A 16,858-nucleotide genomic window follows, 5' to 3' on the forward strand; every position below is an offset into this window, starting at 1 on the left:
TTCGCTTCGTCCCGCCGCCTGTTAGGACGGTGTCATGCGCAGCCTCTATCCGCCGATCGAACCCTACGCCACTGGTCATCTTGACGTAGGCGATGGCCACAGCCTCTATTGGGAACGGTCCGGCACGCCCGGCGCCAAGCCCGCTGTCTTCCTGCATGGCGGGCCGGGCGGCGGCATATCGCCCGATCATCGCCGCCTGTTCGATCCCGCCCGCTATGACGTGCTGCTGTTCGACCAGCGCGGCTGCGGCCGATCGACCCCGCACGCCAACCTCGAAGCCAACACCACCTGGCATCTGGTCGCCGATATCGAGCGCTTGCGCGAGATGATGGGCGTCGACCAGTGGCTGGTCTTTGGCGGCAGCTGGGGATCGACGCTGGCGCTGGCTTATGCGCAGGCGCATGTCGCGCGCGTCACCGAACTGGTGCTGCGCGGCATCTTCACCATCCGCCAGTCAGAGATCGACTGGTATTATCAACAGGGCGCCAGCCGCATCTATCCCGACAAGTGGGAACGCTTCGTGGCGCCGATTCCGGAAGGTGAGCGCGTCGACATGGTCGGCGCCTATCGCCGCATCCTGACCGGTGACGATTGCGCCGCGCAGGTCGCCGCCGCCAAGGCCTGGAGCGTCTGGGAAGGCGAGACCATCCGCCTGCTGCCCGACGACGCGCTGTCCGCCACCCATGAGGGCGATGATTTCGCACTCGCCTTCGCCCGGATCGAAAATCATTATTTCGTCCATCGCGGCTGGCTGGAAGATGGCCAGTTGATCCGCGAGGCAGGGAAGCTGGCCGGCATCCCGGGCGTCATCGTCCAGGGCCGCTATGACATGGCCTGCCCGGCCGAAACCGCCTGGGCGCTGCACCGCGCCTGGCCGCAGGCGCGCTTCGAAATGATCGAAGGCGCCGGTCATGCGTTCAACGAACCGGGCATATTGGACGCGCTGATCCGCGCGACCGACGGATTTGCGGCATGATGGAAGGAAAAGACGTGCGGACTATGATGTTGCTGGCGACGGCGCTGTTTCTCGCCTCCTGTGGCGGCGGCGATGAGGTGACGGCGGTCGAGAACCGGAACATGCCCGAAACCGGCGCAGCGGCTGAAGTCGCCAAGCTCGACCCCGACCTGCGCAACGGCGTGCTGGAAAAGGCGATCAAAGCATCGGGCGTCGCCTGCCCCTCGGTCACCGGCTCGGAACGCGCCGAAATCCGGCCGGGCGTCAAGGGCTGGAAGGCCCAGTGCGACAACCAGACCGCGCATCTGATCGAAATCCTGCCCGACGGCACCGCCAAGGTGACCAGCCGGACGCATTGAATATTGTTTAGGCTGCGCGGCGACTGATCCGTGCCAGTTCGCTACCATGAACACGGCGCTCTTCCTCCAGATCGAAATCGATCTGGAGGCCAAGGAAGAAGCCCTCGCTCACGCCGAAATACCGCGCCAGACGCAGGTCGATATTGGCATCGATCGGCGCCTTTTCTGCCAGGATCGCTTCCAGCCGCTGCACTGCAATGCCAGCGCCATCGACCACTTCACTCGTCGGAATATCGCTGCCGATCAGGAAATCTTCGCGCAGGATCGCGCCGGGATGAACATTGTCCAACCGGTCCTCGTCCTCAATGATAGTCCTCGATTCGGACATTTTCCGCGCCTCCGTCTGACCAGTTGAAGGTAATGCGCCACTGGTCGTTGATCCGCAGACTATATCGTGAAGGGGTAAAGCCTTTCAACTGCTCGAACCGATTTCCCGTCGGAACCCGCAGGTCATAGAGATTGAGTGTCCGATGAATCTGCCGCAGCTTGCGCCGGGCCGTCTGTTGAATGTCCGGAGGCAGGCGTCGGCTCCGTTGGCCAAGCCAGATTTTTTCGGTCTCGGGATCGGCGAAGGAGCGGATCATGGCGGTATATCCCCACAGGACGACAATCTAATCTGGCGCAACCTGCATCAGATTTGAATCGACGTTTACTACAGCCCTCAGGGCGCCCGTCCTCTTGGGGGTTTTCCTTTACCGCCCGAACTTCCGCGTCGTCTTCCCGAACCGTCCTTTCCGTGTGCCCGGCTTGCCCTCGGTCGCGCGGCCGCGTGGCGCCGTCACCTGCTGGTCCGCCGGCAGGCCCAGTTCCTCCGCCTCCAGCTTGCGGATCTCGTCGCGGATGCGGCCGGCTTCCTCGAACTCCAGGTCCGCCGCCGCCGCGCGCATCTTCTTTTCCAGATCCTCGATATAGGCGCGCAGATTATGGCCGACGAGATGCGGGCGATCCTCCAGCCCCGTCTCGATCGTGACCTGATCCTTGCTCGCGACATGGGCGATGATGTCGCCGATATTTTTCTTCACGGTGAAGGGCGTGATGCCATGCGCATCATTATAGGCCTGCTGCTTTTCGCGGCGGCGGGAGGTCTCGTTGAGCGCGCGTTCCATGCTGCCCGTCACCCGGTCGGCATAGAGGATGACGCGGCCGTCGACATTGCGGGCGGCGCGGCCGATCGTCTGGATCAGCGATGTCTCGCTGCGCAAAAAGCCTTCCTTGTCCGCATCGAGGATCGCCACCAGCCCGCATTCGGGAATGTCGAGCCCCTCGCGCAGCAGGTTGATGCCGATCAGCACGTCATAGACGCCCAGGCGAAGATCACGGATCAGCTCGATACGCTCCAGCGTCTCGACGTCGCTATGCATGTAGCGGACCTTGATCCCCGCCTCATGCATGAATTCGGTCAGATCCTCGGCCATCCGCTTGGTCAGCGTGGTGACGAGCGTGCGGTATCCCTGCGCCGCGACCTTGCGGCATTCGTTGATCAGATCGTCGACTTGGTCCTCGACCGGCTTGATCTCGACCGGCGGGTCGATGAGGCCGGTGGGGCGGATCACTTGCTCGCTGAACACGCCGCCGGTCTGCTCCATCTCCCACGGGCCGGGCGTCGCCGAGACGCTGACCGTCTGCGGCCGCATCGCGTCCCATTCATTGAAGCGCAGCGGCCGGTTGTCGATGCAGCTCGGCAGGCGGAAGCCATATTCGGCCAGCGTGATCTTGCGCCGGTGGTCGCCCCGCGCCATCGCGCCGATCTGCGGCACGGTCTGGTGGCTTTCATCCACGAACAGCACAGCATTTTCGGGCAGATATTCAAACAGCGTCGGCGGCGGCTCGCCGGGCAAACGGCCGGTCAGGAAGCGGCTGTAATTCTCGATCCCCGCACAACTCCCTGTCGCCGCGATCATCTCCAGGTCGAAATTGGTGCGCTGCTCCAGCCGCTGCGCCTCCAGCAGCTTGCCTTCGGCCTCCAGTTCCTTCAGCCGCTCGGTCAGCTCGAAGCGGATCGCCTCCATCGCCTGCTTCAAGGTCGGGCCGGGGGTCACATGGTGGCTGTTGGGAAAGACCTTCACATAATCGAGGCTGGCGACCTTCCTGCCGGACAGCGGATCGAACTCGACAATCTCCTCGATCTCGTCGCCGAAGAAGCTGATCCGCCAGGCCGTATCCTCATAGTGGGACGGGAAGATTTCCAGATTGTCGCCCTTCACGCGGAAATTGCCGCGCGCAAAGCCCGCATCGTTGCGCTTATACTGCAGCGCCACCAGCTTGCGGATGATCTCGCGCTGGTCCTCGATCCCGCCCTTCTTCATGGAGAAGGTCATGGCCGAATAGGTTTCGACCGACCCGATGCCATAGAGGCAGGAGACGGACGCGACGATGATGACATCGTCCCGCTCCAGCAGCGCGCGGGTGGCCGAATGGCGCATCCGGTCGATGCTTTCGTTTACCGAGCTTTCCTTCTCGATATAGGTGTCCGACCGCGCAACATAGGCTTCGGGCTGATAATAGTCGTAATAGCTGACGAAATATTCGACCGCATTGTCGGGGAAGAAGCTCTTGAACTCGCCATAGAGCTGCGCCGCCAATATCTTGTTGGGCGCCAGGATCAGCGCTGGCCGCTGCAACGCCTCGATCGTCTTGGCCATGGTGAAGGTCTTGCCCGAACCGGTGACGCCCAGCAGCACCTGGTCCTTCTCGCCCTCTTGTGCCGCCGCCACCAGTTCGGCGATCGCGGTCGGCTGGTCGCCCGACGGTTCATAGTCGCTGACCAGGGTGAAGGGGCGTCCACCCTCGCTTTTCTCCGGGCGCGCGGGCCGGTGCGGCACGAAGTCCTGGCCGGTTTCGGGTTCGTCAAGGCTGGTGCGGATCTGGATCGACATGGGCGTAATATGGGGCCTTTGGGCAAGGGCGCAATCCGCGCCCTGGCAAGTCAGGGCTGTAATTCGAACGCGCTCTTGGGCGGCGGCGGATAGACGACCGGCTTGTCGCCGAACCGCACCCGCAACGCGGCTTCGCGGCGCTCGCTATCGATAACTTCGACATCCACCTCTTCAGGATATCGGAAGCTGACATGAAATTTCTTCCCAGTGATCATATATTCCAACACCGACCAGCGCATGTTGGGGCCGTCGGGTTCCAGATACCAGGCTTCCCAAAGCATATCGCTGAGATTTGTGTCGCGCGGATTATAATAACGAACGACGTCGCCTTCATCCTTGAAAACGCTGGGGCTTACCCACCCGTCTCCGATTTCCACATACAGAAACACGCCATCTGGATCGCCTCCGACCAAGCTGGCCAATTCTTGACCGATCTCGTTCATGAGCGGTCCCAGGGTATCGAGTTTATCGCTCATGACGCCGGCCTTTTCTTTCGTTCGAGAAATCCCGGAATTCTTCGACGCCGTTGATGCGCCAAGTGACATGGATTCGATAAGGCCGTTTTGACGCTCCCTCATAAACGGGAACGATATGAACAACGACCTTCTTTCCGCCGCGCAGTGCCTGCGTCCATCTATCTTCCATAGCGCGGTAGGCGCCTCGATTGAAATTCCGATCCTGGGCGAAATGGTTGAAGCTGTCGCCGGGACCGTTGAAACGGGCAGCAATGAAATGACCGCCATCGTCACCGGGGCGACGATCCGGCTGACCTGCCTGAGCTTGCGCTTGGCGGGAGCGTTTGGCGATCGGTCCATCCGTAAGTTCGGCAATAATTTCTCTTGGGCGAGCGATGACGTCGATATCGAACGCATAGCCATTTCTCACTTCCCGCTGCCAGTTCGAGTTCAGTAGCTGGCTTTCCAGCGACGGTGGATCAGCTGGATCGGGCGGCAAGTCCCCGCCATGCGTATCCATATAATGGGCAAGGGCGACGACCTTGTTCTTGGCTGCCCGCCCCGCATCCAGATAGGTCTGATGTGGCAGCTTCAGCCGTTGTCCGATCTGCAAGGGTTGATCGAGCGGCATGTTGTTCAGCCACGCGAGGTCCGCAGCCGTCAGCCCCTGGCGCTGGGCGGCGATACGGCTGAGCGTGTCGCCCTGTTTGACCATGTAGAGCGAATGATTGGCGGGGTGATCGGCGCGAAAGCGATCGCGATCGGGAGCACCATTTCGTCTTGTCGCCAACGGTGACGACGACCGTGCGACGCCGGTGCCACCGGGACGGGACGGAGGCGCATTTGCGTTGCCACCCGTGGCGCCGAAATAGCGGCCCTGTCCACGGAAGGTGAAGCGACCGTTTTCCTCGTCATGCCAGGGATTGAATTTCACCTCGATCGCGTCCGGCCCGATACGACGACCGGTGCGGAGATAAAGACTGAATGCGGTTTCGCGATTGGATCGAATAGACTCCCTCTCGGTCATCGACACGCCTCCCCCATTGATGACCGGATCGTCTACCATGATATCGGGAACAAATCAAGAACAAGCTATATAAGGGCGCACCTCGCCACCTTACCACGCCCGGCCGCCCCGGATCGCAATAATCCCGATATCCAGACCCGCCGCCGCTTGCTAAGTCTGGGCCAGATAAAGGGTCGCTTCTGCCAAGATATGCCAGGGGAAGCCGGTGATGACCAAAGCCTTGACCAACGGCCTGCTGGCCTGCGCGCTCGCGGTGCTGGCCGGATGCAACAAGCCGTCCGCCAGCCAGGACACACAGATCGCCGCGACCGACGCGATGAGCCATGACGCCGCCGTCACGCAGATCGAGAAGGTGCAGCTCAAGCCCGGCCAGTGGGAAGGGCGCTTCGTGATGGAGCGGATCGACATGAGCGGCGGGGAGGCGATGCCCGCGGCGGCGCGCCAGCAGATGCAGCAGGCGATGAACCGCACGCTGCGCTATTGCGTCACGCCCGAGCAGGCCGCCCATCCCGACGGCCGCGCCTTTTCCGGCGATCCGGGCAAGGATTGCCGCTACAGCGACTTCGCCGTGCGCGGCGGCACGGTGAAGGGCAATGTCACCTGCCAGCGCGATGGCGGCACCAGCAGCATGACGATGGCCGGCATCTATGCGCCCGACAGCTATGCGGTGCAGATGGACATGCGCCAGACCGGCTTGCCCAATGGCATGGAGATGGCGATGAAGGCACGGTCGGAGGGCCGCTGGATCGGGCCGGATTGTGCGGAGGGTCAATGAGAACGGTCGCGTTCATGGGCTGCGGCGTCGACCTGGCCGGGTGACGCAGGGGGAGGGACAAGGCTGCTGGCTCTGCGTCCGCCCGCTCGGCGCGCGGATCGAATGGCATCATCCCGTGCCCAAGAGTTGGGGCGGGCGACAGATGGTGCCGGTCCATCCGATCTGCCACCGCACCATCCATGCCACCCTGTCCAACGCGGAACTGGCCCGCACCTATGCCGATGCCATGGCCTTGCGCAGCCATCCCGCCATCGCCCGTTTCCTCGGCTGGATCGCCGACAAGCCGGCCGATTTCCATGCGCCCACCCTGTCCGCCGGGCGCCGGCGGCGATGAATCCGCGCGCGCAACATTTCTACTTGCGCCCGCGCGCGCATCGGTAGAGCGTGCCGCCGTGGAACGAACGGGGAGAGGATATGCGTGACATTCTGACGCTGGGCGGCTTGCTGGCCACCAGCCTGACCCTTGCCGCCTGCGGCAGCGAACCGGCCGCTCCGCCCGCGCAGGAGGAGGAGGCCGCGCCGGCGATGATGAAGAGCGGGCAATGGACCCTCAGCCGCAAGACCACCGGCTACAACACCCCCACCGTCACGGCGGAGGAATATCAGGCCGCGCTCAAGCAGGTGAGCGAGGACAAGATCTGCATCAAGGTCGATGCCGCCGGCGTGCCCGACGCCGATGCGCTAGCCGGGGCGGAAGGCAGCGACTGCAGTTACAAGGACAAGATGGTGCGCAAGGGCCGGTTGATCGCGACCCTTGCCTGCAAGGCCGGCGCCGGCACCTCCGAAATCGTGGTCGAGGGCAATTTTACCGAGGATACGCTGACCTTCGGCACCACCATGACCAAGACGCAGGGCGGCAAGCCGGTGCTGCGCACCACCCACGACCTGTCCGGCAAGCGCGACGGCGACTGCCCGGCCTGACCGGCGGGATCGATCCGGGTGGGCCTCAGTCCGCCCGGCGGGCCTGGGCATGGATTTCCGCCCGCGACAGCAGCAGGTCGAGGTCTGCGCGGCTGATGTCGAAATTGTCGGGCAGTTCGGCCAGCGCCCTGTCGATATCCTCCAGGTGGAATCCTGCCTCCGCGCGCATCTTGTCGGCGATCACCGGCGGCGCGACCGGCTGGTGCGGATAGCTGTGGCCCGACAGGCGGTGGAAGAACAGGCCGAGGGACACCAGAGCGATCGAATTGATCCCGACCGGCGCAAAGGCGAAGGCATAGCCCGCATCATGAATGCCCTGGCTGCCGATCACCGCGGTCAGCGCGGCGGCGCCGCCGGGCGGATGCAGGCAGCGCAGCAGGCTCATCAATATTATCGCAAGGCCCACCGCCACGCCGGCCGCGACCATCATGTCGGGGATCAACTGATAGGCGGCGACGCCGATCAGGCTGGACAGGATATTGCCGCCCACCACCGACCAGGGCTGGGCCAGCGGGCTCGCCGGCACGGCGAAGATCAGCACGGCCGACGCGCCCAGCGGCGCGACGATGATCGGCAGGTCGCCGGCATGCAGGGGCAACTGGCTGCACACCAATATGGTGAGGCTGATGCCGATCGCCGCGCCCAGGCCCGCGACCAGTCGGTCGATCGGGCGGGCACCGGCCAGCAGAGGCTTGAAAAGATTCATTGCGAATATTCCTTTGGCGCAGCCCCTTGCGCCGCCAGGAGGCAAAAGACCACCCCAGTTTTTCTGCCGCGCGGACAAGATCGCCTTATCGTGGCGGGCCAAGGCCGGTCGATGCAGATCCCATGTCGCAGGACAGGGTGGCACAGCTCAAGGCGGCGAATTCCCGCGCCCGGCTTCGCGCGCTCATGGCGGACTGGATGGCAATCAGGCCGATCAGGCCAATGACCAGCATGCGTCGCCCCTGCGCCCAGGCCAGTGAGCCCATCACCCCGCACAGGGCGCAGGCGATCGCCGCCAGCGGCAGGAACATGCGTGGCTTGGGATCGATCGCCAGCGCATAGACCAGCACTGCGAAATGAAAGGCGCCCGCCAGCATCAGCCAGCCGATCAGCCGCCCGCCGGCGGCCGCACTGCCCAGATGCCGGCGTTGCAGGAGCAGCAATACCAGTGTCACCGGCAGGATGAAGGTAGCGCCATTGGCCATCAGGTTCAGCAGCGCATCGACCGTCCAGTGCAGTTCGATCCCCGATGCTGGCCGCCAATGATCGATGAAATCGACATTGAACAGAGGACTGCGATGAATGTCGACGCCCGGCGCCAGTTCGCCGGTCGGCACGCCACCATGCGCCAGCGACAACCGCCATGACCGCAGGGGATCGCCGGTCGCGCTCCAGTAGAACAGCGTCTCGACCAGCAGTGGACCAGCCAATCCGCTCAGCAGACGTCCCAGCCCCTGCCATCGCCCGATAGCCAACGCCGCCGCGAAAAAGACCGGCACCATCGCCAGCGATGTCGGCCGGGTCATCACCGCGAAGGACAGGGCGGTGCCCGACAGGATGAACCAGATTGCGCCATTGCGTTCGCTCGCCCATTGCAGCCCATGGACTGCCGCGAGCAGAAAGGTGAGTTCAATGATGTCGACGCCGAAATGGAGCATGCGCTCGGAAAAGACCGGCATCATCGCAAAGCATAGCCCGCCGATCAGGCTGGCCCTGCGTCCGAAACGTCGTTCGACCGTGGCGGTGAACAGGGCGATGGCGCACAGGCTATAGGCCAGCGGCACGATCGCCAATATGATGCGGCTTTCGCCGAGCATCGCCAGCATCGCGCTCGCCGGAATGACCAGGGTGAAGCGGCGCGCCCAATGATCCCCCGGCAGGCAGTAGCCGTGCTGGCTCGCGCAGCGGGCCGCGTCCAGATAATGCTGGTCGTCCCACCCATGCCCGACATAGCCGATCGGCGCGATCGCCATAATCAGCAGCGCCGCCATGATCGCGATCGCGATCGGGGGCAGGGAAAATCCGGTGGAAGCCCTATTCTTGGCAAGGGACGTCGCCATGGAGTTCCTTCATTCCGGCCGTAGAGATCCCATCCTAGACGCTAATGGTTAATGCTATTGCAGCGCGTCGATCGCCCGCTGGTCGCAATGTCTGGGGCCGCGCGGCACCGGGCTGACATTGGGTACCAGCAGCGACTGGCCGATCCGCATCGGCGCGAAGCGCTTTCGTTCTATCCCCGCGCAGCGCAGATATTGCTCCAGCATCCGCGGCGGCGTGTCGCGCTTCTCGTAGGAGAGGCGGAAGGTGCCCCAGTGGATCGGGATCGCGGTCGAAGCGCCCAGCCGCTCGAACAGTTCGACCGCGCGGCGCGGGCCGATATGCGCGTCCGATTCCATCTGTCCCGGCCAGAAGCGAAAGGCGCCGATCGGGATCAGCGCCAGCCGGATCGGCCCGAACCGCGTTGCATCGCCGGTCCAGCCCATGTCGCCCGCGCCGGTGTCACCGGCAAAATAGATATTGCCCGCCCGCGTCTCGATCAGGAAGCTCGACCAGAGCGCCCGGTTGCGGTCGGTGAACCAGCGGCTGCTCCAATGATGGTTGCGCGTCGCATGGACCCGATAGTCCGGGCAATGCTCGTAATTCTCGCACTGGATCACCGCTTCGGGCACAAGTCCGTTCAACTGCGCGCCGGTCACCGACTGACCCCAGTCGAGCGCCACCGACGGGATGCCGTTCGCCTTCAATATCGCGTCATTGCCCAGCGCCGTGACGATCCTGGGCCGGTCGCGCTGCCACAGCATCTTGAGTGTCGGGATATCCAGATGGTCATAATGATTATGGCTGATGACGATCAGGTCGATCCTGGGCAGATCCTTCATCCTGATGCCCGGCTCCGCGACCCGTTTTGGCCCCAGCGGCGGAAAGGGGCTGGCATGGTCGGACCAGATCGGGTCGGTCAATATGTTGATGCCCGCCGCCTGCACCAGCACGGTCGCATGGCCGACCCAGGTGGCGACCATGCCGCGCGGCGCGGCAAAGGGGGCGGGGCGCGCCGGCTTGACCGCCACCGCATCGGGCCATGCGGGGCGATCGTCATTGCCCAGCAGCCAGCGGGCGATGAAGCCCTGCCGGCTGGTGCCGGGCGGGGCGGGCATGTCGATCGCGCCATCGGGGTTGAAGAAGCGGGCGCCGTCATAATGGCGGCTCGCCGGCCCCTCATAATAGATGCGGTCGAGGAAGGGCGGCACGATCACCGTCGCCAGGCAGGCGGCGATCAGCAGGAACAGCAGCGCGACCCCGACAGCCTTCATCATTGCAACCGCGCGCGCCATGCCTGCTCCCATGCCCGTCATCGCGCCGCCATAGCGGACCGGCGGGGCAGGGCAAGGCCTCCCTATTGACCCTGACCCATGTTGGCGAGTGCGCCATTCCCGGCCTCGGGATCAAGGATAACCCTGATACCAACCGGCCCATCGCCGACCTAGCCTTGCGCCGTTCGTCTTCCCCAGTCTGACTCGCAGGAGCATCGCATGAGCAAAAAGCCGAATATTCTCATCATCTGGGGCGATGACGTCGGGATGTGGAATCTCAGCTGCTATCATCGCGGCATGATGGGCGGCTCGACCCCCAATATCGATCGCATCGCCAAGAAGGGCATGATCTTCATGGATCATTATGCCCAGGCCTCCTGCACCGCCGGCCGCGCCGCCTTCATCACCGGCCAATATCCGATCCGCGTCGGCCTCAGCACCGTCGGCCTCGCCGGCGCGCCGCAGGGCATGCAGAAGGAAGATCCCACGATCGCAGAACTGCTCAAGCCCCATGGCTATGCCACCGGCCAGTTCGGCAAGAACCATCTGGGCGACCGGGACGAGCATCTGCCGACCGCGCATGGCTTCGACGAATTTTTCGGCATCCTCTATCACCTCAATGCCGGCCAATATTCGGAAGAATATGATTATCCCAAGGATCCCGAAGTGGCCAAGGCCTTCGCCTGGCGCGGCGTGATCCACAGCAAGGCCGACGGCAAGGGGGGCCAGTCGATCGAGGACAAGGGGCCTTTCGGTTCCGAGCGACAGAAGACGCTCGTCAATGAATTCATGGTCGAATCCAAGCGCTTCATCACCGATGCGGTGAAGGCCGACAAGCCCTTCTTCGTCTGGCACAACACGACGCGCATGCATTACCAGACCCACCTGCCGCCCGAATATGACGGCGTCACCGGCTATGGTCTCTATGCCGACGGCGTGAAGCAGATGGACGATCATGTCGGCGAACTGCTCGACCTGCTCGAAGAACTGGGCGTGGCCGACGACACGTTCGTCATGTTCTCGACCGACAATGGCGCGGCCTCCAATTCATGGCCCGATGGCGGCAACCAGCCCTTCCGCGGCGAAAAGGGCGTCGGCGGCTATGAAGGCGGCTTCCGCGTGCCCTGCGTCGTCAGCTGGCCCGGCCATGTGCAGGAAAATGTCGCCACTGGCGAGTTCATGGCGATGGAGGACTGGATGCCCACCATCCTGTCCGCGCTGGGCGAGCCGGAGCTCAAGGATGAACTGCTCAAGGGCAAGACCATCGGCAGCATGACCTACAAGGTCCATCTCGACGGCTATGACCAGACCGAATTGCTCAGCGGCAAGGGCAAGTCGAAGCGCAAGGATTTCTACTATTTCACGGAAACCACGCTGCACGGCCTGCGCTATGGCGACTGGAAGTTCCTGTTCAAGACGCAGGACAAATGGTTCAACGGCATTCAGGAAAATCTGAACACGCCGCTGATCACCAATTTGAAGCTCGATCCGTTCGAGCGTTTCCATGAAGCGCGCGGCTTCGACGAGTGGCAGGAAAACCGATCCTGGACGCTGGCGCCGGCCACCGCGCAGATCGCAAAGTTCATGAAGTCGCTTCAGGAATATCCGCCGCGCATCAAGAGCCTGGATTTCGATCTGGACGCGATGGTGGCGGACGCATCGGCCTCGCAGGCGCGCTGATCGCGACAGGCATGAAGCGGATGCCGCAGGGGCCCGACCTGCGGCATCCGATGGTTCGGCAGGGCAGGGGTGCGTGCCATGAATGATCTGAGTTTCGTCCTGGTCATCTTCTTCGTCACATTGGGACCGATCAAGGTGATCGCCGCCTTTGCCCAGTTGACCAGCCAGTTGCCCGATGGGGAGCGGCGCGCGCTGGCGCTCCGGTCGACCCTGATTGCTACGGCCGTCGGCTTCCTCATCCTGTTCATCGGCGACAATCTGCGCCAGAATTGGCAGATTGCATCGCCCGACCTGTTGCTGACCGGCGGCGTGCTGCTGCTGATCGGCGCGCTGGAGGCGGTCAAGAATGCGCAGCATGCCCCCGCGCCCGATGCGCCGCCGACCTCGGCCAAGGGGCTGGCCATGTCGCCGGTGACCTTCCCGATCATCATCACGCCCTATGGTATCGTGGCGCTGCTGCTGTTCGCGGCCGTGGCTGGCGATACCCGGACCTTCCTGACCGGCGTGTTCGGGATCTTCCTGGGCATGATGGTGGCGGATTTTCTGGCGATGATCTTTGCCCGCCAGTTGCTGGGCTTCATCCATGCCGGTACGTTGATGGCGTTCGGCTGGATGATCGCGGTGCTGCAGGCGGCGCTGGCGATCCACGCCATCATGTCGGGCCTGCAGCAATATGGCGTCGTGCCCGGACCGCTTCCCGTCGTCCCTTGATGCGACGGGGTGGCGGATCAGGCGCCGGCCGGCCCTGATCCGCCCCTTTTTGCGTGTTATGGCTGCAGCATGTCGGGCTTGCGCTTCGCCAGGTCGACCAGCGCTGCCGGCCGCCATTCGGGCAGCTTGTGCCAGCGTTCGATCGCCGCATCGGACAGGGCTTCATTGGTCCGCCCGGCGTCATGCGGCACGTCGATCGCACGCTCGCCCGATCCGAACAGGCGGTAGAAGAAGGTCTGGGATTCGGTCACCGGACCGAGGGGATCGGGATGGTGCGGCGGGAAACCGGGCGGCACCAGCCCGAACGGATCATCCACCGCCAGTCCCGCGAGCCGGGCGCGCGCCACCATCCATTCCAGCGCGATATCCGACAGGCTGGAATCGGGATTGCCGCCACCGACATCGGCATGGCAGCCGGGGAACCAGCATTGCTCGACATGCTGGCCTGCGCCCTGCCCCTCGGGGATCGTCCACAATGTCGGCAGGAACGGCTTGCGATGCTCGTCGATCGCCACCGCATGAAAGGCGAAGGCGACGCTCGATGACAGGTCGGTGTCGTGAAATTCCCGGTTCACCCGGAACAGATGCTTCAATATCCCCTGGAACAAGGTGTTGGGCACGCCCAGCGACCCGACCGTGTCCCACACGCCGACGCACCGGATCGGCGTGCCGTCGGACCAGGCATAGCTTTGCCGGAACAGGCGCGACGCCTCCGATCGTGGCGCGCGGGTTCCGTCGCGCGAACGATAGAGCGCGAAGGCATCGGGGATCAGGCTTTCATGCTCGGGCCGCAATATGCCGGAATTGCGCACGAAACCGGCCAGCGACCGGGCGGTATAGGCGCCCCGGCTGAAGCCGAAGAAATAGAGCTGGTCGCCCGGCTGATAGGTGCGCACCAGCCAGGCATAGCAGGACAGGAGGATGCGGCTGATGCCATAGCCGGTGGCCCCGTCGATCAGCCGCTTGGTCCGCGACGCCATCGACCCGATGCCATTATGATAGAAGACGCGCTGCGCCGTGCCGTCCTCCGCCATTGCGGGGATCAGGCTGGCCAGCTTCACCACATTGGTCGGGCAGGGCCTACCCTGCTCATTATGGTCGGGCTCGTTCCAGGTGCCGTCGCAACAGACCACGATGCGCTTCATCCGTGCCTCCCCATCGGCAGGAAAATGGCCACCCTCCTCTATCGGGCGGGCGGCCATGGTCGCTGCGGGGCAGCCTGTTTTATAGGAGGAAACGGACGCGCCGGGCGGCGCGGATCAGCCCTGATCCTTATAGGCCATCTGCAAGATGCCCCAGTGGCGCCCGCGCACATGGATGGAGGCGATCACCTGCTTCAGCAGGATGACCTCGCCCTCGGCGGTCAGGCGGCGATAGGCCTTGATGCAGAAGGGTTCGGTGATCTTGCACTGTTCGCGCGTGTCGGGGAAATCGAACACCACGCCCTGGCGCGAAAATTCCGCATTCCATTTCTCGTCGCCCGGCCGCTGGGGCAGCGCACGTTCCGGCATGGCGATCGCGCCGAAGCTGTTGCGATCGGTGAAGGTCATGCCGAACAAGCCCTTGTAGCCGCGCGCCACTTCCTGCTGCGCGCGCGCCTCGGCCTGCATGATCGGCTGGATCGGATGGGTGAATTGCGGCGGATTGGTGCCGCGGATCGGCGCATAATATTCGCTGAAGACATCGGCCTCGCCGATGCGGCCGTCATCCAGCGCCTGCTCGATCGCACGGCCCACCGCCTGCGCGGCGGTCAGGCTGAACCGGATATAGGGCGAATCGGGAATGTCGACGCCGCTTTCCGCCAGATATTGCAGCAGCATGTTGGTGTCGTCGCTGGCGATCGACACCCGGCCCGACAGTCGTTGCAGGCCGTCGGCATTGTCGCCCGACGTGCTCGACAGCGCCGACAGGCCGGTGCGGATCTCGCTGGCGGAACCGACCATGGAGGCGATCCGCTCGGCCACCGCCTCGCTGTTGCTCGACAGGCCCTGCATCAGCGATCCCAGCCGGTCGACCAGCGCCTCGATATTCTTGGTGTCGGACAGCGCCGTGCGCGCGGTCTGCGCGCCATGGGTGATGCTGTCCAGCATGCCGCCGGCCTCGCTGGTCAGCGCGCCGATCGACCGCTCGATCGTCTGGGTCGCGCTCGCCGTTTCCTGCGCCAGCTTCTTCACTTCGGCCGCGACCACGGCAAAGCCGCGCCCCGCGTCACCGGCCCGTGCCGCCTCGATCGTCGCGTTGAGCGCGAGCAGATTGGTCTGGCTGGCGATGCCGCTGATCACGCTGGTGACATGGGCGACGGTCTTGAGCGCCTCGCCAAAGCCGTCGAGGCGCGCATGGATACGGCTCACCTGTTCGATCAGGTCGACGAAATTGCCGTTCGCGGTCGACAGCTGCCGTCCCGAATCATCGATGATGGCGCGGGCGGCGACCGCCTTCTCGCGCGCGTCCTGGCCGACCAGCGACACGCTTTCGCCGTCGCGCGACAATTGCGACGCGGCGCCGCTGATCGCCTCGATCGTGCGCGCCTGCTGCGTCACCCGGTCCGCGAGTTCGCTGATATCTGCCTGAAGGTCGAGCGTACGGATACCCAGGTCGCCCGATAATTTGGCGACCTTCATTACCGCTCGTGCGACGGTTCCCGATTGCGTTTCTGTGCCCACGGCAACTGGCTAGCCATGGATGGTAAAATATCGGTTATCATACTGACACGGATGTCAGCTTCGTCAGAATGACGCTTCCGGACCGGCCCACACCCCCACCCGGCCGCCCATCAGGATATCATGTCTGGGAGGCCGGGTGGGGGTGTGGGCCGGTCCGGCTCTTGAAATGCGCTCTTTCGCGCATTTTCCAAAAACCCCTAAAGCGCACCCAGTAGAGCGAGGACCACGCCGCAGGCGACCAGCATCAGCCCCATCGCCTCGCTGCGCGCCATGCGTTCGCCCAGGTAGAAATGGCCGAACGCCATGGTGAAGGCGACCTCGATCTGGCCGACGATCCGCACCAGCGCGACCGGCGCGGTGGCAAAGCCGGTGAACCAGCAGGCCGATCCCATAGCCGACAGGAAGCCGACCTGGCCCGACACGCGCCAGCTGGTGAACACCTTGCGCATCTCGCCCGGCTCGCGCAGCGCCAGATAGCCGCCCTGGAGCAGCGTCTGCAGCAGCACCGTGACGCTCAGCACGATCAGCGCGGCATGGATCGGATCGCCCCCGCCCACCTCCTGCGTCGCGCGGCGGATGCCGATCGCGGTCAGCGCGAAGAAGAATCCCGATGCGATGCCGGTGATCGCCGCCGGCTGGCCTAGCGCGCGCAGGAAATCCATCGGCCCCATCCGCTTGCCGCCGGTCGACAGCAGCATCACGCCGGCCACGCCACAGCCGATGCCGGCGCAGGTCAGCGTGCTCAGCCGCTCGCCCATCAGCAGGAAGGACAGGATCGCCCCCTGCACCGCCTCGGTCTTGGAATAAGCGGTGCCGACGACGAAATTGCGATGGCCAAAGGCCATGATCAGCAAATTGGTGGCGATGATCTGGGCCAGCCCGCCGGCCAGGCAGAAGGGCAGGAACAGCCGGCCCAGCACGGGGAAGGGCGCGGGGAAGAGCAACTGATAGCCGCCCAGCAGGATCAGCGCGAAGGGAATGCCGTAAAGATAGCGGACCAGGCCCGCCGCATTGATCGACAGCGTCTTGCCCACGCGCCGCTGCACCGCGGTGCGCCAGGCTTGCGTGGCCCCGGCCATCAGGGTGGCGGGCAACCAGATCGGGGACGTAATCATGCGCGCCCTATACAATAGGGACGCG

The 16,858-nt window shown here is 64.1% G+C and carries 18 protein-coding genes; 7 read left to right on the forward strand and 11 right to left on the reverse strand.

Annotation, left to right across the window (positions count from 1 at the left end; translation table 11 throughout):
• The first annotated feature begins 34 nt into the window (after positions 1-34).
• Positions 35-976 (forward strand): prolyl aminopeptidase, encoded by a 942-nt coding sequence (gene pip / locus U0025_RS22595; protein ID WP_004209894.1) that lies wholly within the window; start codon positions 35-37, stop codon positions 974-976.
• A 23-nt stretch (positions 977-999) separates the two neighbouring features.
• On the forward strand, positions 1,000-1,314 hold the full coding sequence (locus U0025_RS22600) for a hypothetical protein (RefSeq protein WP_037490849.1): 315 nt from the start codon (positions 1,000-1,002) through the stop codon (positions 1,312-1,314).
• Positions 1,315-1,321: 7 nt separating this feature from the next.
• Here the strand turns inward: U0025_RS22600 and U0025_RS22605 are convergent, their stop codons facing one another.
• From U0025_RS22605 to U0025_RS22625, 5 genes are all read right to left on the reverse strand, one after another.
• Entirely contained in the window at positions 1,322-1,603 is a 282-nt protein-coding gene (locus tag U0025_RS22605; protein ID WP_254792225.1) for a HigA family addiction module antitoxin, read from the reverse strand.
• Positions 1,604-1,616: 13 nt separating this feature from the next.
• Positions 1,617-1,898, reverse strand: coding sequence for a type II toxin-antitoxin system RelE/ParE family toxin (locus U0025_RS22610; protein ID WP_004209899.1), 282 nt, complete (start codon positions 1,896-1,898; stop codon positions 1,617-1,619).
• 108 nt (positions 1,899-2,006) lie between these two features.
• Positions 2,007-4,190 carry an excinuclease ABC subunit UvrB gene (uvrB, locus tag U0025_RS22615; protein WP_004209900.1) on the reverse strand — a complete coding sequence of 728 codons (2,184 nt, stop codon included), beginning with the start codon at positions 4,188-4,190 and terminating at the stop codon, positions 2,007-2,009.
• A gap of 50 nt (positions 4,191-4,240) precedes the next feature.
• Positions 4,241-4,666 carry a hypothetical protein gene (locus tag U0025_RS22620; RefSeq protein WP_004209902.1) on the reverse strand — a complete coding sequence of 142 codons (426 nt, stop codon included), beginning with the start codon at positions 4,664-4,666 and terminating at the stop codon, positions 4,241-4,243.
• On the reverse strand, positions 4,656-5,672 hold the full coding sequence (locus U0025_RS22625; RefSeq protein WP_004209904.1) for a LysM peptidoglycan-binding domain-containing protein: 1,017 nt from the start codon (positions 5,670-5,672) through the stop codon (positions 4,656-4,658). The genes U0025_RS22620 and U0025_RS22625 overlap by 11 nt, the downstream gene beginning before the upstream one ends.
• A 208-nt stretch (positions 5,673-5,880) precedes the next feature.
• Here U0025_RS22625 and U0025_RS22630 point away from each other — a divergent pair, with 208 nt between their 5' ends.
• From U0025_RS22630 to U0025_RS22640, 3 genes are all read left to right on the forward strand, one after another.
• Entirely contained in the window at positions 5,881-6,447 is a 567-nt protein-coding gene (locus U0025_RS22630) for a DUF3617 domain-containing protein (RefSeq protein WP_004209906.1), read from the forward strand.
• A 40-nt stretch (positions 6,448-6,487) separates the two neighbouring features.
• Positions 6,488-6,781: an HNH endonuclease gene (locus tag U0025_RS22635; protein WP_037490853.1), complete on the forward strand. Its 294-nt coding sequence runs from the start codon at positions 6,488-6,490 to the stop codon at positions 6,779-6,781.
• 80 nt (positions 6,782-6,861) lie between these two features.
• Positions 6,862-7,368 (forward strand): DUF3617 domain-containing protein, encoded by a 507-nt coding sequence (locus U0025_RS22640; RefSeq protein ID WP_004209910.1) that lies wholly within the window; start codon positions 6,862-6,864, stop codon positions 7,366-7,368.
• 25 nt (positions 7,369-7,393) lie between these two features.
• Here the strand turns inward: U0025_RS22640 and U0025_RS22645 are convergent, their stop codons facing one another.
• The 3 genes from U0025_RS22645 to U0025_RS22655 form a co-directional block, all read right to left on the reverse strand.
• Positions 7,394-8,074, reverse strand: coding sequence for an HPP family protein (locus U0025_RS22645; RefSeq protein WP_004209912.1), 681 nt, complete (start codon positions 8,072-8,074; stop codon positions 7,394-7,396).
• A gap of 85 nt (positions 8,075-8,159) precedes the next feature.
• Complete coding sequence (locus tag U0025_RS22650) at positions 8,160-9,413, reverse strand: glycosyltransferase family 39 protein (RefSeq protein WP_004209913.1); 1,254 nt, start codon at positions 9,411-9,413, stop codon at positions 8,160-8,162.
• A gap of 54 nt (positions 9,414-9,467) precedes the next feature.
• Positions 9,468-10,685, reverse strand: coding sequence for an MBL fold metallo-hydrolase (locus U0025_RS22655; protein WP_004209914.1), 1,218 nt, complete (start codon positions 10,683-10,685; stop codon positions 9,468-9,470).
• Positions 10,686-10,883: 198 nt separating this feature from the next.
• On the opposite strand from U0025_RS22655, the gene U0025_RS22660 reads away from it, so the two are divergent.
• Entirely contained in the window at positions 10,884-12,344 is a 1,461-nt protein-coding gene (locus U0025_RS22660; protein ID WP_004209915.1) for an arylsulfatase, read from the forward strand.
• A gap of 78 nt (positions 12,345-12,422) precedes the next feature.
• Positions 12,423-13,055, forward strand: coding sequence for a MarC family protein (locus U0025_RS22665; protein WP_004209916.1), 633 nt, complete (start codon positions 12,423-12,425; stop codon positions 13,053-13,055).
• Positions 13,056-13,111: 56 nt separating this feature from the next.
• Here U0025_RS22665 and U0025_RS22670 read toward each other — a convergent pair whose 3' ends face one another.
• From U0025_RS22670 to U0025_RS22680, 3 genes are all read right to left on the reverse strand, one after another.
• On the reverse strand, positions 13,112-14,200 hold the full coding sequence (locus U0025_RS22670; protein ID WP_004209917.1) for a DUF2235 domain-containing protein: 1,089 nt from the start codon (positions 14,198-14,200) through the stop codon (positions 13,112-13,114).
• Positions 14,201-14,314: 114 nt separating this feature from the next.
• Positions 14,315-15,676, reverse strand: a complete 1,362-nt coding sequence (locus U0025_RS22675; RefSeq protein WP_004209918.1) for a methyl-accepting chemotaxis protein — start codon at positions 15,674-15,676, stop codon at positions 14,315-14,317.
• A 239-nt stretch (positions 15,677-15,915) separates the two neighbouring features.
• Complete coding sequence (locus U0025_RS22680; RefSeq protein ID WP_004209919.1) at positions 15,916-16,833, reverse strand: DMT family transporter; 918 nt, start codon at positions 16,831-16,833, stop codon at positions 15,916-15,918.
• Positions 16,834-16,858 lie beyond the last annotated feature (25 nt).

This window comes from Sphingobium yanoikuyae (assembly GCF_034424525.1).
GTDB lineage: Bacteria > Pseudomonadota > Alphaproteobacteria > Sphingomonadales > Sphingomonadaceae > Sphingobium > Sphingobium yanoikuyae.

Excerpts from the sequence above, each read along its gene's own strand:
- pip (WP_004209894.1), top strand. The coding sequence starts at position 35 with ATGCGCAGCCTCTATCCGCCGATCGAACCCTACGCCACTGGTCATCTT.
- U0025_RS22600 (WP_037490849.1), top strand. The coding sequence starts at position 1,000 with ATGATGTTGCTGGCGACGGCGCTGTTTCTCGCCTCCTGTGGCGGCGGC.
- U0025_RS22610 (WP_004209899.1), bottom strand. The coding sequence starts at position 1,898 with ATGATCCGCTCCTTCGCCGATCCCGAGACCGAAAAAATCTGGCTTGGC.
- uvrB (WP_004209900.1), bottom strand. The coding sequence starts at position 4,190 with ATGTCGATCCAGATCCGCACCAGCCTTGACGAACCCGAAACCGGCCAG.
- U0025_RS22620 (WP_004209902.1), bottom strand. The coding sequence starts at position 4,666 with ATGAGCGATAAACTCGATACCCTGGGACCGCTCATGAACGAGATCGGT.
- U0025_RS22625 (WP_004209904.1), bottom strand. The coding sequence starts at position 5,672 with ATGACCGAGAGGGAGTCTATTCGATCCAATCGCGAAACCGCATTCAGT.
- U0025_RS22630 (WP_004209906.1), top strand. The coding sequence starts at position 5,881 with ATGACCAAAGCCTTGACCAACGGCCTGCTGGCCTGCGCGCTCGCGGTG.
- U0025_RS22640 (WP_004209910.1), top strand. The coding sequence starts at position 6,862 with ATGCGTGACATTCTGACGCTGGGCGGCTTGCTGGCCACCAGCCTGACC.
- U0025_RS22645 (WP_004209912.1), bottom strand. The coding sequence starts at position 8,074 with ATGAATCTTTTCAAGCCTCTGCTGGCCGGTGCCCGCCCGATCGACCGA.
- U0025_RS22650 (WP_004209913.1), bottom strand. The coding sequence starts at position 9,413 with ATGGCGACGTCCCTTGCCAAGAATAGGGCTTCCACCGGATTTTCCCTG.
- U0025_RS22655 (WP_004209914.1), bottom strand. The coding sequence starts at position 10,685 with ATGGCGCGCGCGGTTGCAATGATGAAGGCTGTCGGGGTCGCGCTGCTG.
- U0025_RS22660 (WP_004209915.1), top strand. The coding sequence starts at position 10,884 with ATGAGCAAAAAGCCGAATATTCTCATCATCTGGGGCGATGACGTCGGG.
- U0025_RS22665 (WP_004209916.1), top strand. The coding sequence starts at position 12,423 with ATGAATGATCTGAGTTTCGTCCTGGTCATCTTCTTCGTCACATTGGGA.
- U0025_RS22670 (WP_004209917.1), bottom strand. The coding sequence starts at position 14,200 with ATGAAGCGCATCGTGGTCTGTTGCGACGGCACCTGGAACGAGCCCGAC.
- U0025_RS22675 (WP_004209918.1), bottom strand. The coding sequence starts at position 15,676 with ATGAAGGTCGCCAAATTATCGGGCGACCTGGGTATCCGTACGCTCGAC.
- U0025_RS22680 (WP_004209919.1), bottom strand. The coding sequence starts at position 16,833 with ATGATTACGTCCCCGATCTGGTTGCCCGCCACCCTGATGGCCGGGGCC.